The 24,906-nt window shown below is 67.6% G+C and carries 17 protein-coding genes; 10 read left to right on the top strand and 7 right to left on the bottom strand.

Features of this window, described 5'->3' with window-relative positions; translation table 11 throughout:
* Nucleotides 1-100: 100 nt before the first annotated feature.
* Nucleotides 101-2,074: a sensor histidine kinase gene (locus tag SM757_RS23845; protein ID WP_322467305.1), complete on the top strand. Its 1,974-nt coding sequence runs from the start codon at nucleotides 101-103 to the stop codon at nucleotides 2,072-2,074.
* A gap of 34 nt (nucleotides 2,075-2,108) precedes the next feature.
* Here the strand turns inward: SM757_RS23845 and SM757_RS23840 are convergent, their stop codons facing one another.
* The 4 genes from SM757_RS23840 to nirB all read right to left on the bottom strand — a co-directional run bounded on the left by SM757_RS23840 (nucleotide 2,109) and on the right by nirB (nucleotide 7,712).
* A complete protein-coding gene (locus tag SM757_RS23840) occupies nucleotides 2,109-3,848 on the bottom strand; it encodes a bifunctional protein-serine/threonine kinase/phosphatase (protein WP_322467304.1) in 1,740 nt (579 codons plus the stop codon).
* 81 nt (nucleotides 3,849-3,929) lie between these two features.
* The gene (locus SM757_RS23835) at nucleotides 3,930-4,742 is read right to left on the bottom strand and encodes a formate/nitrite transporter family protein (RefSeq protein ID WP_066339436.1); all 813 of its coding nucleotides are present in this window, start codon (nucleotides 4,740-4,742) and stop codon (nucleotides 3,930-3,932) included.
* 53 nt (nucleotides 4,743-4,795) lie between these two features.
* Nucleotides 4,796-5,131 carry a nitrite reductase small subunit NirD gene (gene nirD, locus SM757_RS23830; RefSeq protein ID WP_322467303.1) on the bottom strand — a complete coding sequence of 112 codons (336 nt, stop codon included), beginning with the start codon at nucleotides 5,129-5,131 and terminating at the stop codon, nucleotides 4,796-4,798.
* Nucleotides 5,132-5,162: 31 nt separating this feature from the next.
* Nucleotides 5,163-7,712, bottom strand: a complete 2,550-nt coding sequence (nirB, locus tag SM757_RS23825) for a nitrite reductase large subunit NirB (RefSeq protein ID WP_322467302.1) — start codon at nucleotides 7,710-7,712, stop codon at nucleotides 5,163-5,165.
* A gap of 782 nt (nucleotides 7,713-8,494) precedes the next feature.
* Here nirB and SM757_RS23820 point away from each other — a divergent pair.
* Nucleotides 8,495-8,863 carry a hypothetical protein gene (locus SM757_RS23820; RefSeq protein WP_322467301.1) on the top strand — a complete coding sequence of 123 codons (369 nt, stop codon included), beginning with the start codon at nucleotides 8,495-8,497 and terminating at the stop codon, nucleotides 8,861-8,863.
* 37 nt (nucleotides 8,864-8,900) lie between these two features.
* Here the strand turns inward: SM757_RS23820 and SM757_RS23815 are convergent, their stop codons facing one another.
* From SM757_RS23815 to hrpA, 3 genes are all read right to left on the bottom strand, one after another.
* Nucleotides 8,901-10,358 carry a PAS domain-containing sensor histidine kinase gene (locus SM757_RS23815; RefSeq protein WP_322467300.1) on the bottom strand — a complete coding sequence of 486 codons (1,458 nt, stop codon included), beginning with the start codon at nucleotides 10,356-10,358 and terminating at the stop codon, nucleotides 8,901-8,903.
* Nucleotides 10,359-10,383: 25 nt separating this feature from the next.
* Nucleotides 10,384-11,232 carry an archaetidylserine decarboxylase gene (gene asd / locus SM757_RS23810; RefSeq protein ID WP_066339425.1) on the bottom strand — a complete coding sequence of 283 codons (849 nt, stop codon included), beginning with the start codon at nucleotides 11,230-11,232 and terminating at the stop codon, nucleotides 10,384-10,386.
* 210 nt (nucleotides 11,233-11,442) lie between these two features.
* Nucleotides 11,443-15,477 (bottom strand): ATP-dependent RNA helicase HrpA, encoded by a 4,035-nt coding sequence (gene hrpA, locus SM757_RS23805; RefSeq protein ID WP_407655800.1) that lies wholly within the window; start codon nucleotides 15,475-15,477, stop codon nucleotides 11,443-11,445.
* 378 nt (nucleotides 15,478-15,855) lie between these two features.
* On the opposite strand from hrpA, the gene SM757_RS23800 reads away from it, so the two are divergent.
* The 8 genes from SM757_RS23800 to dnaG form a co-directional block, all read left to right on the top strand.
* Nucleotides 15,856-17,091, top strand: coding sequence for an ABC transporter substrate-binding protein (locus SM757_RS23800; RefSeq protein WP_066335098.1), 1,236 nt, complete (start codon nucleotides 15,856-15,858; stop codon nucleotides 17,089-17,091).
* Nucleotides 17,092-17,194: 103 nt separating this feature from the next.
* Complete coding sequence (locus SM757_RS23795; RefSeq protein ID WP_066335100.1) at nucleotides 17,195-18,070, top strand: branched-chain amino acid ABC transporter permease; 876 nt, start codon at nucleotides 17,195-17,197, stop codon at nucleotides 18,068-18,070.
* An 8-nt stretch (nucleotides 18,071-18,078) separates the two neighbouring features.
* Nucleotides 18,079-20,022 carry a branched-chain amino acid ABC transporter ATP-binding protein/permease gene (locus SM757_RS23790; protein ID WP_322467298.1) on the top strand — a complete coding sequence of 648 codons (1,944 nt, stop codon included), beginning with the start codon at nucleotides 18,079-18,081 and terminating at the stop codon, nucleotides 20,020-20,022.
* 25 nt (nucleotides 20,023-20,047) lie between these two features.
* On the top strand, nucleotides 20,048-20,770 hold the full coding sequence (locus SM757_RS23785) for an ABC transporter ATP-binding protein (protein WP_066335103.1): 723 nt from the start codon (nucleotides 20,048-20,050) through the stop codon (nucleotides 20,768-20,770).
* Between the two features lie 214 nt (nucleotides 20,771-20,984).
* Nucleotides 20,985-22,325, top strand: a complete 1,341-nt coding sequence (gene argA / locus SM757_RS23780) for an amino-acid N-acetyltransferase (protein WP_066335107.1) — start codon at nucleotides 20,985-20,987, stop codon at nucleotides 22,323-22,325.
* 38 nt (nucleotides 22,326-22,363) lie between these two features.
* Nucleotides 22,364-22,636 (top strand): oxidative damage protection protein, encoded by a 273-nt coding sequence (locus SM757_RS23775; RefSeq protein WP_322467297.1) that lies wholly within the window; start codon nucleotides 22,364-22,366, stop codon nucleotides 22,634-22,636.
* 276 nt (nucleotides 22,637-22,912) lie between these two features.
* Nucleotides 22,913-23,245, top strand: a complete 333-nt coding sequence (locus tag SM757_RS23770) for an H-NS histone family protein (RefSeq protein ID WP_322467296.1) — start codon at nucleotides 22,913-22,915, stop codon at nucleotides 23,243-23,245.
* Nucleotides 23,246-23,634: 389 nt separating this feature from the next.
* Nucleotides 23,635-24,906, top strand: a 1,272-nt coding sequence (dnaG, locus tag SM757_RS23765) for a DNA primase (RefSeq protein ID WP_322467295.1), incomplete at its 3' end; no start/stop codon positions are given.

The following is a 24,906-nucleotide window of genomic DNA, read 5'->3' as shown; positions in this document are numbered from 1 at the left end:
CCGCAGCGCCACTTTTCCCGGGGGCGGGGATGCACGCCTCGTTACGATGGCCCGCCTTCCCGCCGGCCACCGTGGCGGACGACATCCCTGCCGTACCCCCATGTCCACCGCCGTTTCCCCGGCCACCGAGCACGACACGCCCCTGCACGGGTCCCGGCGCGAGCCGCTGGTGCTGGCCTTTGGCGCGCTGCTCATCGTGGCGCTCACCGTGGCGGCGGCACTCGTGCTGTGGCGCGCCCGCGAGGACAGCCTGGACACCTGGCGGCTGTACATGGAGAACTTCTCCGCCACCGCCGCCGAGCACGCCTCGCAGACTCTGCGCAGCGCCGACTACGCGCTGGGCAGCGTCGTGGACCACGTGCAGTCCCTGGGCGTGGACAGCCCCGAGCGGCTGCGCGAGGTGGCGCGCACCCGGCTCGTGTTCGAGTTCATACGCGAGCGCGCCGCCGAGCTGCCGCTGCTGGACGTGGCCGCCATCGTGGCCCTGGACGGCGAGGTGCTCAATTTCAGCCGCACCTTCCCGGCGCCGGCCATCAACCTGGCCGACCGCGACTACCTCCAGGCCCATCTGTCCGACCCCGCGCTCACCCTCTTCGTCTCCTCGCCGGTGAAGAACCGCGGCACCGGGCGCTGGACTTTCTACCTGGCCCGCAAGATACGCACGCCCGCGGGGCAGACCATTGGGCTGGCGCTGGCGGGCATCCAGTCCAGCTACTTCGAGCGCTTTTACCGCTCCATCAACCTCAGCGAGGACGACACCGCCATCCTGCTGCTGCGCAGCGACGGCACGCTGCTGGCGCGCCACCCGCCGCGCCCGCAGGCGCTGGGCCAGTCCTACCGCGAGGCGCCCTCCATGCGCGCGCTCACGCAGGCGCACGCCGAGGGCCGCAGTGCCGCCACCGTCCAAACCTCGGCGCCGCGCACCATAGACCCCAGCGACACCCTGCCCCGCATGGTCACGGCGCATGGGGTGGAGGGCTTCCCGCTGGCCGTCAGCATCACCACGCGCGAGCAACTGATGCTCGCCCCGTGGCGGCGCACGGCCTGGCTGTGCGCGCTGGGCGTGCTGCTGCTGGACGCCGCCATTGCCGGCATGACGATCAAGCTGTACCTGCTGCTGCGCCGGCGCCACGCCGCGCTGCGGCAACTCGACGCCGCGCGCGCCGCCGCCGAGGCCGCAGCGGCCGAGAAGTCGCGCTTCCTGGCCAACCTCAGCCACGAGGTACGCACGCCGCTGCACGGGCTGCTGGGCATGGCGCAGCGCATGCTGCAGTCGCCGCTGCAGCCGGCGCAGCGCCAGCAGGCGCAGATCATCGAGCGCACCGGGCGGCTGGTGTTGGGCTCCATCGACGAGGTGCTGGACTTCTCCCACGCCGCCGCCGGCCAGCCCGCGCTGGAGCCCGTGCCCGTGGACCTGGCGCGGCTTGGGCGCGACTGCATCGCCCTGTTCGAGCCGCAGGCCCGCCTCAAGGGCGTGGTGCTGCACCTGGACATGGACGATGGCGGCCGCGGCAGCCTGGTCAGCGCCGATCCGTTGCGGCTGAGCCAGGTGGTGAACCTGCTGCTGTCCAACGCCGTGAAGTTCACGTCCGCGGGCGGCGTGACGCTGCGCATCGCCCACACCGGCGCGGGCCTGTGGCGGCTGAGCGTGCATGACACCGGCACTGGCCTGACGCGGCGGCAGCACGAGACCCTGTTCGAGCCCAACGCGCCGGACGGCACCGCGCCCCGGTCCGACGCGGCCCTGGGCGAGCCGCGCAGCACCTTGGGCCTGGCCACGGTGCAGAGCCTGGTGCTGCTGTTGGGTGGCACCGTCCACGCCCGCAGCACGCCGGGCCAGGGCTCGGAGTTCTGGTGCGAATTGCCGCTGGACAGCATGGGACCTGCTCCCGCGCCGGCCCAGCCGGCACCGCCGTTGATGCCGCCTGCCGTGGAAACACGTCAGGGCCAGGCCCAGGACCAGCCCGCCGGGACGGGCGATGGAATTTCCGGGGAGCTCGGCCGCGGAATAGCCATGAAGAAGGATGTTGAAGCGTTGTTGGGCCAGCGCGACGGGATGCGGGTCGTGCAATAAGGGTTGAAAAGCCCTGCCTTGCCCCACAAAACCTTTATCTTCCCCCCGCCTGCACCCCCAACACGCCCACCAGCAATAAGAACAACACCAGCGATACCCCTTTCCAAAACACCACCGGATGCCGCTCCATCAGCGCCGGCCGGCGACGCTTCAAATATTCCGGACTGGGGTGGTGCAACTCATGCACGAATTCCGCCACGTCCGCCTGCCGCTCCTGCGGCTGCGCCTGCAAAGCCTTGCGCAAGGCCTCGTCCACCCAGCCCGCCACATCGCGCCGGGTTTCGGACAGCGGCGCATAACTCAGTTTCCGCTGCGCCGCCCGCGTGCGCGTCTTGGCGACTTCCAGCCCATAAGGCAGCTGGCCGGTGAGCATTTGATAAGCCAGCACCGCCAGCGAAAACAAGTCCGACCGCGCCGTCCCCTCCTCGCCCACGAAATACTCCGGCGCCGCGTACTGCGCCGTGCCCAGGATTTCTTGGCCCTGCCCCGGTGCCCCGTCCATCAAGCCGGCCACGCGCACGGCGCCGAAATCGATGATCTTGGCCGTGCCCGTCGCATCGATGAGTATGTTTTCCGGCCTTAAATCCTGGTGCAGCATTTCCAGCCGGTGAAAGGCCCTTAAACCCTTGGCGATTTGCGACACCAGGCCGCGCACCGCGTCCAGGCCGGGACGGGGGTGGTCGCGCATCCACTGCGCCAGCGTTTGCCCTTCCACATACTCCATGGCCACGGCCAGGTATTGCCGTGGCCGGGTGGCCGGACAGGGTTTCAAGACGTGCACGCTGTGGATGCGGCGGGCAATCCACTCCTCCATGAGAAAACGCTCGCGGTAGGCCGGGTCGGATTGCAGGTCTATGGACGGCGTTTTCAGCGCCACGGATTGGCCGGACGCCTCGTCCACGGCCAGGTAGATATGGCTGCGGCTGCTGGCGTGGATTTCGCGGACGATGCGGTAACCGTCCAGCACCATGCGCGGCTCCAAAAGCGGCGGCGCTGGCAATTCCGCGGCCTGCTGCTGGATATCGCCCGCTTGCGCCGCCGGCAATTGATCGACGCGCACGATCTGCACGGTCAGGTTGTCGGCGCTGCCGGCCCTGAAGGCTTCGGCCGCAATGAGTTTGGACGCCGTGTCCAGATCATCCTGGTGCCTGGCCATCGCACCCAGCATAAATTCCGGCGAAACATGCTCGTACACCCCATCGGTGGCCAGAATAAAAGTATCGCCAGGGGCGATGCTGAAAGTGCGGTAGTCGATTTCCAGCCGGCCGCTGATACCCAGGGCACGGCCCAGATAACTCTCGGCCGAGGACATGCGGACGCGGTGATCCTGCGTCAGCTGCTCCAGCGCTTGGCCCTGCACCTGGTAAATGCGGCAATCGCCCACGTGGAAAATGTGGGCGGTGGTGGACTTGAGCACCAGCGCGCTCAAGGTGCAGACATGGCCGCGGTCCTTGTCATAACGGCCCTGCCCCTGCTGGGTTTGCGAATACAGCCAGGAATTGGCGGCCGTCAAAACCCGCTCCACCGCGGTTTTCACGCTCCAGGCGTCCGAGGTGCAGTAATAGTCCTCCAGCAAACTGCGCACCGCCGACTGGCTGGCCACTTGGCCGAATTCGCTGCTGCTGATGCCGTCGGCAATCGCCACCGCGACGCCCTTGCTGCTCAATTGCGGCTCGCGCGGCAGGCAAATGCCGTGAAAATCCTGGTTGCCGTCCTTGCGGCCCTTGTCCGAATACTGGCCTGTGCTGACCTGAAGCTGTTTTTGTGTGGGCATAAAAAAAACAGCCCCGACCCTGAAAGGGCTGGGGCTGGCAACATGGGGGTGCGTGTTTCTCTTTATTTTAATGTGTGAACATCAGGCCAGCTTGCGCTTGGGAGCGGTCTTGATATGGGTGGCGTACAGGGTCAGGCCGGTGAAGGCCAGGCCGCCGACCAGGTTGCCCAGCACGGTGGGAATCTCGTTCCAGATCAGATAATCCAGCAGCGAGAAGTTGCCGCCCATGAGCAGGCCGGAGGGAAACAGGAACATGTTCACCACGGAATGTTCGAAGGCCATGCCGAAAAACAGCATGATGGGCATCCACATGGCAATCACCTTGCCGCCCACGGTGGTGGAAATCATGGCACCGACCACGCCGGTGGACACCATCCAATTGCACAGCATGCCGCGCACGAAAAGGGTCAGCATGCCGTAGAAACCATATTGCGCATAACCCAGGGTACGGCTTTCACCAATCACGCCAATGGCATGGCCCACCTTGCTGGGCTCGGTCTGGAAACCGTTGGTGAAGACGATGGCCATGAGCACGGCCACGGTCAGCGCGCCCAGGAAATTGCCGAGAAAGACAATTCCCCAGTTTTTCAACACGGCCTGGACGGTGACGCCCGGGCGCTTGTCAATCAGTGCCAGCGGCGTGAGCACGAACACCCCGGTGAGCAGGTCAAAACCCAGCAGGTAGAGCATGCAAAAACCCACGGGGAACAAAATGGCGCCGACGATGGGCATGCCGGTCTGCACCGATACCGTCACCGCGAACACGGCGGCCAGGGCCAGGATGGCACCGGCCATGTAGGCGCGAATCAGCGCGTCGCGCGTGGCCATGTGAATCTTGGATTCACCGGCATCGACCATTTTGGTCACGAATTCAGAAGGGACGAGATAAGCCACGACAATTCCTTTGGCTGGATATTGGTTTTTGCCTGCAGTGTTTTATCTTGGGCTCAGAAGGCGATGCTCACCAGGCCGTCCTGCACGCGTACGGCATAAGCCTTGACGGAGTTTTCCGGCGCCTCCAGGCATTCGCCATTGCTCAAATCGAAATGGTGCTTGTAGATGGGCGAGGCCACGACGATGCGCGCACCCAGGTTACCCACCAGGCCACGCGACAACACGCTGGCCTGGGCATTGGGGTCGAAATTGTCTATGGCATACAGGCGCTGCACGTCGTCCTCGACGCGAAATACCGCCACATGCCTTTCCTGCACCAGGGCGCAAACGCCGGTATTGGGCACGATGTCCTCGACGGCACACACGGGGGTCCAGGTGGTGTTGTCCATGGTTTGAATCCTTGTCCTCAATGTCCTGGTTTCAGGCCGTCTCGTTTTCAACCGCGGTTTCGGAAGCACCTTCCAATTGCGCCTTTTTCTCCTCCACGGTGGCCGGCCGGATTTGCCCGCGCTCCTGGATGAAAATCACGTTGCGGTCGCCCTGCTCGCTGTTGACGAATTGGCGGAAGCGCTTGCGGGTTTCCGGCGTGGTGACGGCGCTCTTCCATTCGCACTGGTAGGTGTTCACCACGTGCTGCATGTCGGCTTCCAATTCGGCGGCAATCCCCAGCTTGTCGTTGACAACGACCTGCTTGAGATAGTCCAGCCCGCCTTCCAGGTTGTCGCGCCACACGCTGGTGCGCTGCAGCCGGTCGGCGGTGCGCACGTAGAACATGAGGAAACGGTCGATGAAGCGGAGCAGATCGGCCTTGGACAAATCCGAGGCCAGCAATTCCGCGTGGCGGGGCTTCATGCCGCCGTTGCCGCAGACGTACAAATTCCAGCCCTTGTCCGTGGCAATCACGCCCACGTCCTTGCCCTGGGCTTCGGCGCATTCCCGCGTGCAGCCGGAAACCCCAAACTTGATTTTGTGCGGCGCGCGCAGGCCCTTGTAGCGATTTTCCAGCTCCACGGCCAGGCCGACGCTGTCGTCCACGCCATAACGGCACCAGGTGGAGCCCACGCAGGATTTCACCGTGCGCAGCGATTTGCCATAGGCGTGGCCGGATTCGAAACCTGCGGCAATCAGCTCTTCCCAGATCAGCGGCAATTGCTCGACGCGGGCACCAAACATGTCCACGCGCTGGCCGCCGGTGATCTTGGTGTAGAGGCCGTATTTCTTGGCGACCTGGCCCACGGCAATCAGTCCGTCCGGCGTGACCTCGCCACCGGCCATGCGCGGCACGACGGAATAGGTGCCATCCTTTTGAATGTTGCCCAGGAAATAGTCGTTGGAATCCTGCAGGCTGGCATGCTCCTTCTTGAGCACGAAATCGTTCCACACCGAGGCCAGGATATTGGCCGCCGTGGGCTTGCAAATGTCGCAGCCCAGCCCCTGGCCGTGCTTGGACAGCAATTCATCGAAGGATTTGATCTTGCCGACCTTGACGATATGGAACAGTTCCTGGCGCGAGTAGGAAAAATGCTCGCACAGGTGGTTGTTGACCGCGACGCCGAGTTTCTTCATCTCGGCCTTCATCACCTGGGTCACCAGCGGCACGCAGCCGCCGCAGGTCATGCCGGCCTTGGTGCAGGCCTTCAATTCGCCGATCGTATTCACGCCACCGGCCACGGCCTGGCACAACTGCGCCTTGGTGACGCTGTTGCAGGAGCAGATTTGCGCGGTATCCGGCAGGGCATCGGCGCCCAGGCCCGGCTTACTCTGCCCGTCCGACTGCGGCAATATCAGGAATTCAGGCGACTCCGGCAAGTCGATGCGATTAAGCATCAGCTGCAGCAGGCTGCCATATTCGCTGGCATCCCCCACCAGCACGGCGCCCAGCAATTGCTTTCCGTCCTCGGAGACCACGAGTTTCTTGTAGACCTTCTTGCGCTCGTCCACGAATTGGTAGGAGCGGCTGCGCGGGGTATTGCCCATGGCGTCGCCAATGCTGGCCACGTCCACGCCCATGAGTTTCAGCTTGGTGCTGAGGTCGGCACCGTTGAAATCCGCCGCCTGTTCGGCCAGGGTTTTGGCCACCACACGGGCCATGTCGTAACCCGGCGCCACCAGGCCGAAAAGCTGGCCGTTCCAGGAGGCGCATTCGCCGATGGCAAACACGTCCGGGTGGCTGGTGCGGCACTGGTTGTCGATCACGATGCCGCCGCGCGGGCCGACTTTCAAACCACACTGGCGGGCCAGGTCGTCGCGGGGGCGGATGCCGGCGGAAAACACGATCATGTCGGTTTCCAGATGCGTACCGTCGGCAAATACCATGCGGTGGCGCGCGGTTTCGCCGGTGACGATTTCCACCGTGTTCTTCTGCAAGTGCACGCCCACGCCCAACTCTTCAATCTTGGTGCGCAGCATGCGGCCGCCGCCCTCGTCCATTTGCACCGCCATCAGACGCGGCGCAAATTCCACGACATGGGTCTGCAATTTCATGTCGCGCAGCGCCTTGGCGCATTCCAGGCCCAGCAAACCGCCGCCCACCACCACACCGCTTTGCGAGCGGCGGCCGCATTCGGCCATCCCTTCCAAATCTTCTATCGTGCGATAAACGAAGCAGTCGGTGCGGTCCTTGCCGGGAATGGGCGGGACGAAGGGGTAAGAGCCGGTGGCGATCACCAGTTTGTCGTAGGTCAGCGTTTCGCCCGTGGAGGCGGTGACCCACTTGTTTTCCAGATCGATGATGGTGGCGCGCGCATTGAGTTTCAGCAGCAGGTTGTCGCGCTCGAAGAAACCTGCAGGCACCAGCGACAAATCGTCGGCCGACTTGCCGGCAAAATACTCGGAGAGGTGCACCCGGTCGTAGGCCGGGCGCGATTCCTCGCTCAACACGGTGACTTCGGCGTGGTGAATGCCGGCGTCGTACAGGCTTTCCAGGAACTTCTGTCCCACCATGCCGTGGCCGATAACGAGGATTTTCATGGGCTTCTCCATGCGGGGGTTTCGAGTGCGCCGGCAAGCCCTGGGCTGCGCCGGCGTCCGGAATGGGGTCAAACAGGAATTCGGGTATCGCCCCCGGCCCGCCTCAATCCGTTGCGCCCATGCGGCGGCTCGACCGGGCTTTGCCGGCTTTCACGGATGAAGAGTGGGTGGGGAGCGTTGCAATGCCTGGCGTCTGCGGTGACTCAGGCAGGCCCACGTCGTTGTGGCCTGGGGGTGTTGAACGCTTTTCGCGCCGCACCCCGGTGCATTGCATTGAGAGTGCTCAACTCTTCGCAAGCCCTGTGCCAGCAAGATTCGCCGGCCGTCCACCGGTGAGTCCCCGGTTTGTGTGCACCAAGGCCGGATACGGCGCACCAAGGCGACGCATGCACACCGCCCCGGCACTGCGCCCGTGCATGCGCAGGGACGGGGCGCGGCGGCCCGCCCGCCTGCCCAGTGCCGGCGCCTTTTTTGGGTTCTTCAGGGATCTGGAGTTTGTTGATGGCCGCGGAAATCGCCGCGCGGAAATGACCGAGCGGACAGCGCGCCGGGATGGACAGTGGGTTTCGTGAATTCCGTCATCACGCGGTGGTGCATGATGTGGAAACCTTCGAAAGCTTGACCTTTGCTAAGCGGGTTGGGCACGGACGCGATTTACTTTCATGACACGCAGATCCCGCCCCTTTTTGACCAGAAGCCTGCACCTGCCCAAACGTGTTTGGGGTTTGGCGCTGATTTATGGCGCGGCCGGCTTTATCCATTTGGTCCACAACGCCGAATACATGGTGTTTTATCCGGGCACACCGGAAGACGCGACCAAGGAGGCGATGTACCTGGCCTGGCTGGCCGTGAACGCCGTGGCGCTGGTGGCGGCGGTGCTGGCCATATTGGACCTGGGCGTGCTCGCCACGCTGTGCCTGGCGCTGTACGGCCTGCTGGGCCTGACCAGCCTGAGCCATTACGCCCAGGGCTTCTGGAGCGAGCACACGCTGGGGGCCAACGCCACCATTTGCGCCGAGGTGCTCATGGGCTTGGTGCTGGCGGTGCGCGCGGTGCGCCACCTAATGAAAAAGGCCTCCCACCGCGGCGCCGGCCACGGCAGCAGCGCCCGCACTGCGCGGCGCAACGGCGCCACTTCCACTTTCGGCTGACCGCAGCAGCAGGCGCGCCAGCCGCGCTCTTTAGGGCTCAGGGCTGTGCCGCGGGCAGCCACATGGTGAAGCGGCTGCCCTGGCCGACCGTGCTTTGCACCTCCAGCCGCCCGCCCATGCGCTGCAGCAGCTCACGGCTGATGGCCAGGCCTATGCCGGTGCCGGGAATGCCGCGCTGCTCGGCGCCCAAGCGGTTGAAGGGCTCGCCCAACTGCTGCATTTGCTCCGGCGCCAGGCCGGGACCGGTGTCGGCCACGCACAGGCCGCGCAGCGCGCCGTCGTCCGGGCCGCAGCTGCTCAAGCGCACCTCGCCGCCGGCGCGGTTGTACTTGATGGCGTTGGACAGCAGGTTCAGAAGCACCTGGCGCACGCGGCGCGCGTCGCCCAACACGCTGCCCTCCACGGGCTGCTGCGGCGGCAGCACGTGCACGCCGGCCTGGCGGGCTTGGGCCGCGCTCCAGTGCAGGGCCTCCTCCACCAGCGGCGCCAGCGCCACGGGGCGGGCCTGCGGCGCGGCCTGGCCGCGCTCGCCGGCGCCGGCCAGCTCCAGCAGGTCGTCTATGAGCAGCAGCAGGTGCTGGCCGGCCTCGGCGATGTGGCGCGCCCACTCGGCCTGCTGCGGGCCCGGCACCTGGCCGGCGCGCAACTGCAGCAACTGCGCAAAGCCCAGCACGGCGTTCAGCGGGGTGCGCAGCTCGTGGCTCACGCGCGCCAGCAGCGCGCTCTTGGCGCGGCTGGCCTGCTCGGCGCGCTCGCGCTCCAGCTCGGCGGCTTGGGCACGCATGCGGTCGGTGATGTCGCCGTTGACGCCCACCATGCGCACGGGCTGGCCCGGGCCGCCGGACAGGGCCCGCCCCCGCGTCGCCAGCCAGTGCTCGCTGCCGTCCGGCCAGCGCACGCGCAAGTCCATGGCGTAGGGCTCGCCGGCCTCGACGTGGCGGCGCGGCAGCTCGCTGAGCACGCGCTGGTCGTCGGGGTGGTTGGTCAGGCGCGAGAGCTGCCACACGGGGCGCGGATCGCCGGGGTCCAGCCCGCGCAGGCGGTACATGGCCTCGTTCCAGTAGAGGGTGCGGCCGTCCAGGTCGGACTCCCACACGCCCAGCCCCGCAGCCTGCACGGCCAGCGCCAGCCGCTCCAGCTCGTGGCGGCTGTGCGCCTCGGACTCCGCCACCAGCCAGGCCAGCACGCCTTCGCCCTGCGGGCACAGCGTGGCGTCCACGGCCGGCGCACCGGGCAGGCGCAGCAGAGGGGCGGCGGCTTCGCCGGCATCATCCTGAGCGGCGGGCAAGGAGGACGCCGGCGCAGACGGTGGTGCAAGCGGTGGCGCCGCCTCGGCGCAGGCCTGCGCCCAACGCGGCCAGAGGTCCTTGCCCACACCCAGGCGGCGGGCCCAATGTTGGGCGGCCGGGTTGCAGCGCCAGCGCAGCGCCCCGCCGGCGTCACGCCATACGCCCAGGGCAGGATGCGGCGCGGGCCACCAGAGGGCGTCATCCACGGCGGCGCTCCTGACGTGCTGCGGATCAACTCCGCACGGCCATGGGCTCGCCGAGCTTGATCAGGCGCAGCGGCTCCCAGGCCGGGTTCCACTTCAGCCCGCGCTGCGGGAAGAGCATCACCACCGTGGAGCCGAGCAGGAAGCGGCCCATTTCGTCCCCCTGCTTGAGCTCTATAGGCGGGCCGTCGGTGTAAGTCCACTCGCGCACGCCGGCCGGGCGCGGGGGGTTGACCATCCCGTGCCACACGGTGGCCATGCTGCCCACGATGGTGGCGCCCACCAGCACCAGCACCCAGGGGCCGTGCGCGCCTTCGAACACGCACACCACGCGCTCGTTGCGGGCGAAGAGGCCGGGCACGTTGCGGGCGGTGACGGGGTTCACCGAGAACAGCTCGCCGGGCACGTGGATCATGCGCAGCAGCCGCCCGTCGCAGGGCATGTGCACGCGGTGGTAGTCGCGCGGGCTGAGGTAGAGCGTGGCGAAGCTGCCGCCGTTGAAGGTGGCGGCCAGCGCGGCGTCGCCGCCCACCAGCGTGGTGGCCGTGTAGTCGTGGCCCTTGGCCTGGAAGATGCGCCCGGCGTTGACGTCGCCGAACTGGCTCACCGCGCCGTCCACGGGGCAGATGAGGTCGGCCACCGCCAGGGGCCGCGCGCCGGGCTTCAGAGGGCGCGTGAAGAACTCGTTGAAGCTGGCGTAGCTGGTGACGTCAGGGTTGAGCGCCTCGCTCATGTTCACCGCGTAGCGCTTGACGAACCAGCGGATGATGCGCGTGGTCGTTGCCCCGCCCTGCCATGAGGCGACCTTGCCGGCGAACTCGGTCAGCGCCCGCTTGGGCAACAGGTATTGGGCAAGGACGGTGAGGCGGTCTATCAAGGCGGTGTTCCGGTAGCGGCTGAAGCGGGCAAACCTGAAAGTGTAGCGAGGGGTTTCCGCGTGCCGGCTGTCGCCGGGATGCGGAGGTTGGACGCGGCCGGTGCCGCAGGCGCGCACCCTAAGGCTTTAAGGGTTATAGGGGGCGGCGCAGCGGTGTCAGGCTGTTTCGGGGCGGCGCGGCAAGGAGCGGGCCTGCCGCCCTTTCCCTGCTCAACTCGACATCTGCGCCCAGGCCTTGTCCAGCCGCTTGACGCTCACCGGCTGCGGCGTGCGCAGCTCCTGGGCGAAGAAGCTCACGCGCAGCTCCTCCAGCAGCCAGCGGTATTCGTCCAGCCGCGCGTCGTGCTGGCCCTTGAGCTCCGCGACGCGGCGCAGGTAGCGCTGCTCCAGCGGGCGCAGCTCGGCCAGGCGCTGCGCGTCGCGCGCGGGGTCGGCACGCCACTTGTCGAGTCGCATCACCACGGCTTTCAAGTAGCGCGGCAGGTGCTGCAGCGCGGCCCAGGGCGTGCGGGCGATGAAGCGCTTGTCCACCAGCCGCTGAAGCTGGGCCTGGATGTCGTCCACCGCCTCCTTGGGCAGGTTGCGCGTGTCCTTGAGCTTGCGCGCCGCCGCGGCGTACTCGGCCAGCACCAGGCCGGCCTGGCGCGCCACCTCCTGCGCGATGAGGTTCAAGCGGCTGCGGCCCTCCTCGATGCGCGCCTTGAAGGCGAGCTCGTCGGTGGGCAGCGGCTCGCCCAGGAAGGCGCGGTCCAGCGCCACGTCGATGATTTGCGCCCGCAACTCCTCCTGCGTGCCCAGCGGCATGTAGGCCACGGCCATCTTCTGCAGGTCGGGGATGTTCTTCTCCAGGTATTTCAGCGGCTCGCGGATCTGCAGCGCGATGAGGCGGCGCAGGCCCGCGCGGTGCTTCGCGGCGGCCACCTCCGGCTCGTCGAACACCTCGATCTCGACGTGCGTGCCCTTGTCGATCAGCGCCGGGAAGCCCACCAGCGTCTGCGCGCCCTTGCGCAGCTCCATGAGCTCCGGCAGTTCGCCAAAGGTCCAGGCGGTGTACTTCGCGGGCTCCACCGGCGCGGCGGGCGCCGGCGCGGGTGCAGGCACGCGCTGGGCCTTCGCACCGCCGCCACCCCCCGGCGCGGGCGCCGGTGCGGCTTCAGGCGCGGCGGCGGATTGCTTGACCTTGAGCGCCGCCAGCGCCTGGAAGGCCGAGCGCGCCTGGCTGCCCAGCTCGGCCTTGAGCGTGGGCAGGTGGCGGCCCATGCCGAGCTGGCGCCCGTGCTCGTCCACGACCTTGAAGTTCATGAACAGGTGCGGGCTGAGCATGTCCAGCTTGAAGTCGTTGCGCTGCACGGCCAACTGGGTGCGCTCGCGAACGAATTTCAAGACGGCATCAGTCAGCCCGCCGTCGCCGAACGGCACCAGTTCCACGAACTCGGCCGCGGTGTCGGGCAGCGGCACCAGCCGCGAACGCGGACGCTGAGGCAGGCTTTTCATCAGCGCCTGCACCTTGGCCGCCACCATGCCGGGCACGAGCCATTCGCAGCGGTCGTCGCTCACCTGGTTGAGCGCGTAAATGGGCACGGTGACGGTGACGCCGTCGCGCTGGTCGCCGGGCTCGTGCAGGTAGGCTGCGGCGCAGTCGATGCCGCCCAGGCGGATGGTCTTGGGGAAGGCCTCGCTGGTGACGCCCGCGGCCTCGTGGCGCATCAGCTCTTCCTTGCTGAGCTGCAGCAGCCGCGCATCGGCCTTGGCGGCATAGCGGAACCAGCGCTCCAGGCTGGCGCCGCTGTGCACGTCGGCAGGGATGTGGCGGTCGTAGTAGGCGAAGATCAGCTCGTCGTCCACCAGCACGTCCTGGCGCCGCGACTTGTGCTCCAGCTCCTGCACCTGGCGCACCATCTTCTGGTTGTGGGCCAGGAAAGGGAGCTTGGTGTCCCACTCGCCGGCCACCAGGGCCTGGCGAATGAAGATCTCGCGCGCCCCCATCGGGTCCAGCTTGGCGTAGTTCACGCGGCGGTTGTTGTAGATGACGATGCCGTAGAGCGTGGCCCGCTCCAGCGCCACGACCTCGGCGGCCTTCTTCTCCCAGTGCGGGTCCAGCAACTGCGTCTTGATCAGGTGGCCGGCAATGCCGGGCAGCCACTGCGGCTCGATGGCGGCAATGCCGCGGCCGAAGAGCCGCGTGGTCTCCACCAGCTCCGCGGTGACGATCCAGCGCCCGGGCTTCTTGCTCAGGTGCGCGCCGGGATGGCGCCAGAACTTGATGCCGCGCGCACCCAGGTACCAGTCGTCCTCGTCGCTCTTCAAGCCGATGTTGCCCAGCAGGCCCGCCAGCATGGACAGGTGCACCTGCTCGTAGGTCGCCGGAGCGTCGTTGAGCCGCCAACCATGCTCGGCCACCACGGTGTGGAGCTGGGAATGGATGTCGCGCCACTCGCGCACGCGGCGCGGGCTGATGAAGTTCTCGCGCAGCAGCGCCTCGTGCTTGCGCGCCGAGAGCTTGTGGGCCTGGCCGTCGCCGCCGCGGGAGGTGTCCAGCCATTTCCACAGCTTCAAATAGCCGCTGAACTCGGACTTCTCGTCGTCGAAGGGCTTGTGCCTTTGGTCCGCGGCCTGCTGCTGCTCCAGGGGACGGTCGCGCACGTCCTGCACGCTCAGGGCGCTGGCGATGACCAGCACTTCGGTGAGCGCATGGCGCTGGCGGGCCTCGATGATCATGCGGCCGATGCGCGGGTCCAGCGGCAGCTTGGACAGCTCGTGGCCGATGGGCGTCAGCTCGTTGAGGTCGTCCACGGCGCCCAGCTCGGCCAGCAGCGCGTAGCCGTCGGCAATGGCCTTGCGGGGCGGCGGCTCCAGGAAGGGAAAGTCTTCCACCGTGCCCAGGTGCAGGCTCTTCATGCGCAGGATCACGCCGGCCAGCGACGAGCGCAGGATCTCCGGGTCGGTGAAGCGCGTGCGGCCGGCGAAGTCGGTCTCGTCGTACAGGCGGATGCACACGCCGTTGGAGACGCGGCCGCAGCGGCCGGCGCGCTGGTTGGCCGCCGCCTGGCTCACCGGCTCGATCTGCAGCTGCTCGACCTTGTTGCGGTAGCTGTAGCGCTTGACGCGGGCAAGGCCGGAATCCACCACGTAGCGGATGCCGGGCACGGTGAGCGAGGTCTCGGCGACGTTGGTCGCCAGCACGATGCGCGGGCGCGCGCCGGTCTCGAACACGCGGTCCTGCTCCTGCTGCGACAGCCGGGCGAACAGGGGCAGGATTTCCACGCCGGGCGGGTGGTGGCCTCTTAATCGCTCAGCCGCCTCGCGGATCTCGCGCTCGCCGGGCAGGAAGACCAGCACGTCGCCCGGGCCCTGGCGCCAAAGCTCATCGACGGCATCGACGATGGCGTCGTTGAGGTCGAAGTCCTTGCCGTCCTCGAAGGGCCGCCAGCGCTGCTCCACCGGGTAGAGGCGGCCGCTGACGTGGATGACCGGCGCCGGGCCCTTGGCGGACTCGAAGTGCTTGGCGAAGCGGTCGGCGTCGATCGTGGCCGAGGTGACGATGATCTTGAGGTCCGGCCGCCGCGGCAGGAGCTGGCGCAGGTAGCCCAGCAGGAAGTCGATGTTGAGGCTGCGCTCGTGGGCCTCGTCGATGATGATGGTGTCGTAGGCGCGCAGCTCGGGGTCGCCCTGGGTCTCCGCCAGCAGGATGCCGTCGGTCATCAGCTTCACCGACGCACCGGGCTGCAGGCGGTCCTGGAAGCGGACCTTGTAGCCCACCACGTCGCCCAGCGGCGAGTTCAGCTCCTGCGCGATGCGCTTGGCCACGCTGGAGGCGGCAATGCGCCGCGGCTGGGTGTGGCCGATCAGGCGCCCGCCGTTGCCGCGGCCGCGGCCCAGGGCCAGCGCGATCTTGGGCAATTGCGTCGTCTTGCCCGAGCCGGTCTCGCCGCTGACGATGATCACCTGGTGCTCGCGCAGCGCGCGCGCGATCTCGTCGCGCCGGGCGCTGACGGGCAGGCTCTCCGGGAAGGTGATGGGCGGAATGGGCGTGACCGGGCGCGGCGCGGCGCCGGGCCGGGGCTCGCGGGGCTCACGCGGTTCGCGCGGCGGGCGGGCTTCGCGCGGCCCGCGCGGCGGCCGCGCGGCGGCCTCGTCGGGACGGCGGGGCTCCCGGGCGGGCGATTGGGCCGGCTTGTCGGCGCGGCGGCGCTCCTCCTGGTCGGAGGGCGCGGCGTTCGTTCTGGTATCGGGCATGGAGGGCATCGCGGGGCGGGATTATCCGCACCCACCCATCTCGGGACTTTCCCGCGCTGGGGAAGTCCCTGAATCGGAAAGTTTCGCGTCAGCCGGCGCCCTGCCCGGCCCGCCCCTTGGGCCAAGGCGCAAGGCCCCTCCGTGACCTGCATCAGCCTTTGCAGGGTTGCCCTGGATGGCGCGGTCCCAAGCGCCATGCTTGGGCGGCGCATTTCCCGTTTTCTTCAAGGCCGACAAGGACTTCGCGCAGCGTCAAGGGCTGAAAACCCACTGCTACATTCGTTTCGGCTGCACGCATGCGCACCCGCATGCGGCACCGCGCAGCCCGCCGCGATGCACCACCGGCACGACGGCAGGCGGGACGAACGACAAGTACGGAGACAGTCGATGAGCTTGCTGAAGACGGGCCTGAGCGCCCTGGCACTGGCCGCCATGAGCACCCTGGCGATGGCGGCCGACACGATCAAGATTGGCGTTTCGGGCCCCTTCACCGGGGGCTCCTCCTCCATGGGCGTGAGCATGCGCGACGGCGTGCGCCTGGCCGCCGAGGAGATCAACAAGGCCGGCGGCGTGTTGGGCCGCCAGATCCAGCTCGTGGAGCGCGACGACGAGGCCAAGAACGAGCGCGGCGTGCAGATCGCGCAGGAGCTCATCAACAAGGAGCGCGTGGCCGCCGTGGTGGGCTACATCAACACCGGCGTGGCGCTGGCCTCGCAGCGCTTCTTCCAGGACGCCAAGATCCCCGTGATGAACAACGTGGCCACGGGCTCCGTGATCACGCAGCAGTTCGCCGACCAGCCCGAGAACTACGTGTTCCGCAACTCGGCGCACGACAGCATCCAGGCGCCGATGATCGTGGAGGAGGCCGTCGCCCGCCGCGGCTTCAAGAAGGTGGCCATCCTGGCCGACTCCACCAACTACGGCCAGCTCGGCCGCCAGGACCTGGAAAAGGCGCTGGAGCTCAAGGGCCTCAAGCCCGTGGCGGTGGAGAAGTTCAACATCAAGGACGTGGACATGACGGCCCAGCTGCTCAAGGCCAAGGAGGCCGGCGCCGAGGCCATCCTGACCTACGGCATCGGCCCGGAGCTGGCGCAGATCGCCAACGGCATGACCAAGCTGGGCTGGAAGGTGCCCATGATCGGGAGCTGGACGCTCTCCATGGCCAACTACATCGACAACGCCGGCCCCGGCGGCGAAGGCGCGCGCATGCCGCAGACCTTCATCCAGGAGCCCACGACCCCGAAGCGCCAGAGTTTCATCATCAACTACCTGCGCACCTTCAAGCCCAAGAACAACCGCATCGACTCGCCGGTGTCCGCGGCCCAGGGCTACGACTCCATCTACCTGCTGGCCGCGGCCATGCAGCAGGCCGGCTCCACCGAGGGCCCCAAGGTCCGCGCCGCGCTGGAAGACCTCAAGACGCCCGTGGAAGGCGTGGTGACCACCTACAGCAAGCCCTACACGGCCAAGGACCACGAGGCCATCACGGCCAACATCCCGGTGCTGGGCGAGGTCAAGGGCCAGCGCGTGGTCTACGCCTACGAGGCCGACTTCAAGAAGGCCTCCGAGGTGCGCGTCAAGGACGTCAACGCCAAGGGCGCCCTGGTCCAGACCAAGAAGTAATCCGCACCCCCTCTCCACCACTCACAGCGGTCGTGACGCCGCCGCGGGGCGCTCCAGCCCGCGGCGGCGCACTTTGTTGCGGACGTCTTTCGCGGGCCTCGCCATGCAGATCCTGATCCAACTCATCTACAGCGGCATCGCGCTGGGGATGATCTACGCCGTCATCGCCTTCGGCTACCAGCTCACCTTCGCCACCTCCGACACGCTGAACTTCGGCCAGGGCGAGTCGCTCATGCTGGGCGCGCTGGTGGGCCTGTCGCTGGTCAACGCCGGCGTGAACTACTGGCTGATGATTCCCATCGTCTGCCTGTTCGGCGCGCTGCAAGGCGCCCTGGTGGAGCGCATCGGCGTGCGCCCGGCCATCAAGCTCAAGAGCGAGTTCGGCTGGATCATGAGCACCATCGCCCTGGGCATCATTTTTAAAAACGTGGCCGAGAACCTGTGGGGCCGCGATGACCTGAGGTTTCCTTCGCCCTTGCCCGAATCGCCCATGCAGCTGCTGGGCGCCAACGTGCTGCCCATGGAAGTGCTGGTGGTGGTCGGCGCCTTGGCCATGATGCTGGCCGTCGAGTTCTTCAACCGCAAGACCATCTACGGCAAGGCGGTGGTTGCCACTTTCAACGACCGCGACGCGGCGCGGCTCATGGGCATCAACACGGGGATGGTCATCACCTTCTCCTACGCGCTGTCCTCGCTCACCGCCGCGTTCGCCGGCGTGCTGATCGCGCCGCTCACGCTCACCGGCGCCACCATGGGCGCGGTGCTGGGCCTGAAGGCGTTTGCCGTGGCCATCATCGGCGGCCTCACCAGCGGCCTCGGCATCGTGGTGGGCGGGCTCATCCTGGGCATTGCCGAGACCACCACGGGCTTCTACCTCTCCACGGGCTACAAGGACGTGCCCGGGCTGGTGCTGCTGCTCATCGTCCTGGCCGTCAAGCCGCAGGGCCTGTTCGGCAAGACCGCGATCAAGAAGGTGTGAGGCCCGCCATGGCAGTCAATCGTTCCCAGGCCCTGCTGGCCGTGGCCGGCGTGGCGGCCGCGGCGCTGTTCCCGCTGGTGCTGCACAACCCGTACTACATCCACCTGGTCGAGACCATCATGATCTACGCGATCGTGCTGTTCGGCCTGGACATCGTGGTGGGCTACACCGGGCTGGTGTCGCTGGGCCATGCCGGACTCTTCGGCATAGGCGCCTACACCGCGGGCGTGCTGGTGTTCAAGCTGGCCGCGCCGCTGTGGCTCACGCTGCCCGCGGCCATCGCCGTGACGGCCGCCTTCGGCGCGCTGCTGGCGCTGCCGGCGCTGCGGGTGACGGGGCCCTACCTGGCGATGGTCACCCTGGCCTTCGGCACCATCATCCAGATCCTCATCAACGAGATGAGCTTCCTGACCGAAGGTCCCATGGGCATCAAGCTGGACAAGCCGGCGCTGCTTGGGGTAAAGCTCGACGAGGTGGGCTATTACTGGGTGGTGCTGGCGCTGCTGGTGGCCTCACTGGTGTTCGTCCACCGCGTGTTGCGCTCGCACCTTGGGCGCGCCTTCGAGGCGCTGCGCGGCTCGCCCGTGGCCTCGGACTGCATGGGCGTGTCGGTGTACCGCTACAAGGTGCACGCCTTCGTCATCAGCGCGGGCCTGGCGGGCTTGGCCGGCGCGCTCTACGCCTACTCCGAGCAGTACATCAGCCCGAACACCTACAACTTCGAGCAGACGGTGCTGTTCCTGCTGGCCATCATCATGGGCGGCCGCAAGACGCGCACCGGCGCGCTGCTGGGGGCGGCCATCATCGTGATGCTGCCCAAGCTGCTGGACGACATCGACGCCTTCCGCATGGTGTCCGTCGCCATGGCCGTGATCGTCACCGCGGGCGCGGTGGTGGCGCTGCAGCGCGGCAAGGCCACCGCCGTGCAGGCCGCCATTCCGGTGGCGGGCAGCCTGGCGCTGGCGGCCCTCTCCTTCGTGCTGACCACCATGACGGACTGGCGACTGTCCATCTTCGGCCTGATCACGCTCTTCGTCGTCTACTACCTGCAGGACGGCATCGTCGGCTTCATTCGCAGCGCCCTCAACCGCCAGCGCAGCGTGGCTGACGACGCGGAAGACACGCAGGCGCTGGGTTCGGCCGGCGCCGACGCGGTGTCGCAGGCCGCGGCTGGCGGCGCGCGCGGCGAGCCGCTGCTGCAGGCGCAAGGCGTGCTCATGCGCTTTGGCGGCCTCAAGGCGCTCAACGAGGTGGACCTCAGCATCGCCCGCGGCAGCATCCACGGCCTCATTGGTCCCAACGGGTCGGGCAAGAGCACCATGATGAACGTGCTCACCGGCATCTACGTGCCCACGGCCGGCGCCATCACCTTCGACGGGCGCTCGGTGGTTGGGCGCACCTCGTCCGACATCGCCCTGTCCGGCATCGCGCGCACCTTCCAGAACGTTCAGCTCTTCGGCGAGATGACGGCGCTGCAGAACGTGCTGGTGGGCCTGCACCACAGCTTCAAGTCGGGGCTGCTGGACGTGTCGCTGCACACGCCGCGCTACGCCCGCGAGAACCTGCGCGGCACGGCGCGCGCGCTGGGGCTGCTGCGCTTCGTGGGCCTGGGCGAGCTGGCGCACGAGCAGGCGCGCAACCTCCCCTACGGCAAGCAGCGGCTGCTGGAGATCGCCCGCGCGCTGGCGCTGGAGCCGCGGCTGCTGCTGCTGGACGAGCCCGCGGCGGGCCTGACCGCGCCGGACATCAAGGAGCTCATCGCCATCATCCGCAAGGTGCGCGACCACGGCATCACGGTGATCCTCATCGAGCACCACATGGACGTCGTCATGGGCCTGTGCGACACGGTCTCGGTGCTGGACTTCGGCCAGAAGATCGCCGAAGGCGCCCCTGCCGCCGTGCAGTCCGACGCCAAGGTCATCGAGGCCTACCTCGGCGGCCAGGCCGCCTGACCCGCTTCAACCGCAAACCCCACACATGCTCAACATCCACAAGCTGTGCGCCGGCTACGGCAAGGTGCAGGTGCTGCACGAGGTGTCCATGGACGTGGCCAAGGGCCAGGTGGTCACGCTCATTGGCTCCAACGGCGCGGGCAAGACCACCACCATGCGCGCCGTCTCCGGAATGATCCGGCCCAGCGCCGGCCAGATCAGCCTCAACGGGCGGCGCATCGACGCGCTGGAGTCGCACCACATCGCCCGCCTGGGCCTGGCGCACTCGCCGGAGGGCCGGCGCGTGTTCGCCACCATGAGCGTGGCCGACAACCTCGTGCTGGGCGCCTTCCCGCGCCTGACGGGCAGCCGGCCCAAGGGCGACGTCAAGGCCGACCTGGAGCGGGCCATGGAGCTGTTTCCGCGCCTGAAGGAGCGGCGCAACCAGCTCGCCGGCACGCTCTCCGGCGGCGAGCAGCAGATGCTGGCCATGGCGCGCGCCGTCATGCTCAACCCCGAGGTGGTGCTGCTGGACGAGCCCTCCATGGGCCTGGCGCCCATCCTGGTCGAGGAGGTGTTCCGCATCATCGAGCGGCTCAAGGCGCAGGGCGTGACCATGCTGCTGGTCGAGCAGTTCGCCGCCGCGGCGCTGGCCGTGGCCGATTACGGCTACGTGCTGGAAAACGGCCGCATCGCCGTGCACGGCCCGGCCCACAAGCTGCGCGACGACCCGGCGGTGAAGGCGGCCTACTTGGGCGGCGCGCACTGAGCGCCACGGGCATAGGCGCGGGCGCGGGCCAAGGCGGCCGCGCAGACGGGGCAGCGCCAGCCGCGCAGGCCCGGCGAATACCCCCAGCAAAGCCGGCCTTGGGCGGCGTCAGCAGCCCGGCGGCGGCCCCTGCTTTCAGGGGCATGCAAGAATTCCGGATTGACCGGCCTTGACCGCCGCCCCCCGCCCGCCTTTGCCTATTGCCGCCGCTGCCGTGAGCCTCGTCTTTCCGCACACCTTCGTTCCCTGGTTCCGGGCGGTCGCGCCCTACATCCACGCCTACCACGGCAAGACCTTCGTCATCGGCCTGGCCGGCGAGGCCATTGCCGCGGGCAAGCTCAACCAGTTCGCACAGGACCTCTCCATCCTGCAGGCCATGGGCATCAAGCTGGTGCTGGTGCACGGCTTCCGGCCGCAGGTCAACGAGCAGCTTGCCGCCAAGGGCCACGCCTCGCGCTACAGCCACGGGCTGCGCATCACCGACGAGGTGGCGCTGGACTGCGCGCAGGAGGCCGCGGGGCAGTTGCGCTTCGAGATCGAAGCCGCTTTCTCCCAGGGCCTGCCCAACACGCCCATGGCCAACGCCACGGTGCGCGTGGTGTCGGGCAACTTCCTCACCGCGCGCCCGGTGGGCATCGTGGACGGCGTGGACTTCATGCACAGCGGCGTCGTCCGCAAGGTGGACGCGGCGGCGATCCGCCGCGCCATCGAGTCCGAAACGCTGGTGCTGCTCTCGCCCTTCGGCTTCTCGCCCACGGGCGAGGCCTTCAACCTCGCCATGGAAGAAGTGGCCACCGCCACCGCCGTGGCGCTGCAGGCCGACAAGCTGCTGTTCCTCACCGAGATGCCCGGCATCCGCGAGGACCTGAACGACCCGGAAAGCGCCATAGACACCGAGCTGTCCGTGGCCGAGGCCGAGCGGCTGCTGGCCTCGCTGCCGCGGCCCACGCTGCCCACGGACACCGCCTTCTACCTGCAGCACTGCGTGCGCGCCTGCCGCGGCGGCGTGGAGCGCTCACACATCCTCCCGTACTCCGTGGACGGCGCGCTGCTCATGGAGGTCTTCACCCACGACGGCATCGGCACCATGGTGGTGGACGAGAAGCTGGAGAGCCTGCGCGAGGCCACCAGCGACGACGTGGGCGGCATCCTGCAGCTCATCGAGCCCTTCGAGCGCGACGGCACCCTGGTGCGGCGCGAGCGCACGGAGATCGAGCGCGACATCGCCAACTACACCGTCATCGAGCACGACGGCGTGATCTTCGGCTGCGCGGCGCTGTACCCCTACCCCGAGGCGCACACGGGCGAAATGGCGGCGCTGACCATCTCGCCGCAGGTGCAGAGCCAGGGCGACGGCGAACGCATCCTCAAGCGTGTGGAGCAGCGCGCCAAGGCGCTTGGGCTGGCGAGCATCTTCGTGCTCACCACGCGCACCAAGCACTGGTTCGTCAAGCGCGGGTTCTCGCAGGTGGACCCCGATTGGCTGCCCGAGGCCAGAAAGCGCAAGTACAACTGGGACCGGCGCTCGCTAGTGCTGGTCAAGAAACTCACCTGACAACCCCCGACAACCTCATTACACGAAGGAGAACCGACATGGCACGAGTGGTTCAGTGCGTTTATCTGAAGAAGGAAGCCGAGGGACTGGACTTTGCGCCCTACCCGGGCGAGCTGGGCAAGCGCATCTACGACAACGTCAGCAAGGAAGCCTTCGAGCAGTGGAAGCGCCACCAGACCATGCTGGTCAATGAAAACCGCCTCAACCTGGCCGACACGCGCGCCCGCCAATACCTGGCGCGGCAGATGGAGCGTTTCTTCTTCGGCGAAGGCGCCGACCAGCCCACCGGTTTCGTTCCGCCCTCGGCCTGATTTTTTCGATCCGCCGCCGGGCCTGCGCCCGGCGGGCCGCGCCAATATGGTGGCGGCCCAACACATTCCCTGCCGGGAAACGTTTCGGCGAATCGACCCGTGAATACTCCCCCACGGGTCCAGGCACAGCAAGGCAATTGACAGCTTGTCGTTCACAGCGAAACAGTGCGGCAACGTTTGAATATCGGCACATATCTCCTCCAACCCTGGCACGGAACGGTATGTGGGCAAAAGCGGTGATATATTTCGCCTTGCCCACATAACGAGGAGATGAGAATGACCTCCCTTCAAGAACTCCTGAACCAGCGTGCCGAGCTGGAGCGCCAAATTGCCGAAACCCAGCGTCAAGAGCGTTCCGAAGCCATTGCCACCATTCGCCAGCTGATGGCCGACCATGATTTGTCCATCGAGGACGTCACGGCCACGCGGGGTGCTTCGCGCTCGGCCGCTTCGGCCACCGATGGCCGCCGCGCCAAAGTGGCCGCCAAATATCGCAATCCCGCCACCGGCGAAAGCTGGACCGGCCGTGGCCTGCAGCCCAAGTGGCTCAAGGCGGCTTTGGCCGAAGGCAAGCAACTGGCCGACTTTTTGATTCCCGACGCGGCCTGATCCGCGTTTGAAGCTTTCTCCCGGCTTTCCCGAACTTTTGCCTGGACGTTTGCCTGCACTTTCGCCCAAGCTTTTGCCGGAGCCTTTCTCCCGTTTTTTTGCCGGCGTGGCAACGGGATTGAGCCGGAGAGCTTCACTGCCTGAGCTGATTCAAATCAGGCTTTGTACCGTGCTTGATGCACGATGTTTTGCCGATTCGACGAGTCGCCATGAAAAAGCCGCCTTTTATGGGCGGCTTTTTTCTTGCTGCGTGGATTCAAAAAATATTTTCAGTCACCGCCTCAATTTTCAAGGTCCGGGCGTGCACAAGTGCGCGGGGTGCGGGCGACCGTTGGGCGCACGAAGCCGCCACGGGGCGCCGGGGCGTGGCGCTTGGCTAGACTCCCCGGATGATCCCACCCGGCTTCGTTCAGGAATTGCTGTCGCGCGTGGACCTCGTGGAGCTCGTGGGCCGCCAGGTCCAGCTCAAGAAAACCGGGGCCAACTACGTCGGCCTGTGCCCCTTCCACGGGGAGAAGAGCCCCAGCTTCACCGTCAGCCCAAGCAAGCAGTTCTATCACTGCTTCGGCTGCGGGGCCAACGGCGACGCCATCCGCTTTCTCACCGAGCAGCATGGGCTCGGCTTCGTCGAGGCCGTCAAGGACCTGGCCCAGCAGGTGGGCCTGACCGTGCCGGAGGACGAGGCCGATCCGCGCCGCAAGGAGCTTGCCGCCCAACAGCGCGAGCACGAGGCCACGCTGGCCGACGTGCTTGGCCGCGCCGCGACGCACTACCGCAAGCAGCTCAAGGCCAGCCCGCGCGCCATCGACTACCTCAAGGGCCGCGGCCTCTCCGGCGAGATCGCCGCGCGCTTCGCGCTGGGCTACGCGCCGGACGGCTGGCGCGGCCTGGCCAGCGTGTTCCCGCGCTACGACGACCCGCTGCTGGCCGAGTCGGGGCTGGTCATCGTCCAGGGCGAGGACGGGCCGGAGCAAAAGCGCTACGACCGCTTCCGCGACCGCATCATGTTCCCCATACGCAGCGTCAAGGGCGAGGTCATCGCCTTCGGCGCGCGCGTGCTCGACAAGGGTGAGCCCAAGTACCTCAACTCGCCGGAGACGCCGCTGTTCCACAAGGGCCGCGAGCTCTACGGCCTCTACGAGGCGCGCGGCGCGCTGCGCGACAGCGGCTACGTGCTGGTCACCGAGGGCTACATGGACGTGGTGGCGCTGGCGCAGCTGGGCCTGCCCCACGCCGTGGCCACGCTGGGCACGGCCTGCACGCCGGAGCACGTGGCCAAGCTGCTGCGCTTCACGGACCAGGTGGTGTTCAGCTTCGACGGCGACGCCGCCGGGCGCCGAGCCGCGGCGCGCGCGCTGGAGGCGGCGCTGCCGCATGCCACCGACACGCGCTCCTTCCGCTTCCTGTTCCTGCCGGCCGAGCACGACCCGGACTCCTTCGTGCGCGAGCACGGCAAGGAGGCCTTCGAGCAGGCCGTGGCGCAGGCGGTGCCGCTGTCGCAGCAGTTGCTGGAGCTGGCGGCGCAGGAGTGCGACCTCGCCAGCGTCGAGGGCCGCGCGCGCATGCTGGCGCAGGCCAAGCCGCTGTGGAGCGCCTTGCCAGAAGGCGCGCTGCGGCTGCAGCTGTTGGGCGAGCTGGCCCGCCGCGGCGCGCTGCCGGCC

It is taken from the genome of Azohydromonas lata, from assembly GCF_034427735.1.
Taxonomy (GTDB): Bacteria; Pseudomonadota; Gammaproteobacteria; order Burkholderiales; family Burkholderiaceae_C; genus Azohydromonas; species Azohydromonas lata.
The sequence above is the reverse complement of the archived record's forward strand: the minus strand, read 5'-3'. Positions and strand labels throughout refer to the sequence as shown.

What these genes read in the sequence shown, in the direction of transcription:
- SM757_RS23845 (WP_322467305.1), top strand. Translation starts at nt 101, where the DNA reads ATGTCCACCGCCGTTTCCCCGGCCACCGAGCACGACACGCCCCTGCAC.
- SM757_RS23840 (WP_322467304.1), bottom strand. Translation starts at nt 3,848, where the DNA reads ATGCCCACACAAAAACAGCTTCAGGTCAGCACAGGCCAGTATTCGGAC.
- nirD (WP_322467303.1), bottom strand. Translation starts at nt 5,131, where the DNA reads ATGGACAACACCACCTGGACCCCCGTGTGTGCCGTCGAGGACATCGTG.
- nirB (WP_322467302.1), bottom strand. Translation starts at nt 7,712, where the DNA reads ATGAAAATCCTCGTTATCGGCCACGGCATGGTGGGACAGAAGTTCCTG.
- SM757_RS23820 (WP_322467301.1), top strand. Translation starts at nt 8,495, where the DNA reads ATGGTGTTTTATCCGGGCACACCGGAAGACGCGACCAAGGAGGCGATG.
- hrpA (WP_407655800.1), bottom strand. Translation starts at nt 15,477, where the DNA reads ATGCCCTCCATGCCCGATACCAGAACGAACGCCGCGCCCTCCGACCAG.
- SM757_RS23800 (WP_066335098.1), top strand. Translation starts at nt 15,856, where the DNA reads ATGAGCTTGCTGAAGACGGGCCTGAGCGCCCTGGCACTGGCCGCCATG.
- SM757_RS23795 (WP_066335100.1), top strand. Translation starts at nt 17,195, where the DNA reads ATGCAGATCCTGATCCAACTCATCTACAGCGGCATCGCGCTGGGGATG.
- SM757_RS23790 (WP_322467298.1), top strand. Translation starts at nt 18,079, where the DNA reads ATGGCAGTCAATCGTTCCCAGGCCCTGCTGGCCGTGGCCGGCGTGGCG.
- SM757_RS23785 (WP_066335103.1), top strand. Translation starts at nt 20,048, where the DNA reads ATGCTCAACATCCACAAGCTGTGCGCCGGCTACGGCAAGGTGCAGGTG.
- SM757_RS23775 (WP_322467297.1), top strand. Translation starts at nt 22,364, where the DNA reads ATGGCACGAGTGGTTCAGTGCGTTTATCTGAAGAAGGAAGCCGAGGGA.
- SM757_RS23770 (WP_322467296.1), top strand. Translation starts at nt 22,913, where the DNA reads ATGACCTCCCTTCAAGAACTCCTGAACCAGCGTGCCGAGCTGGAGCGC.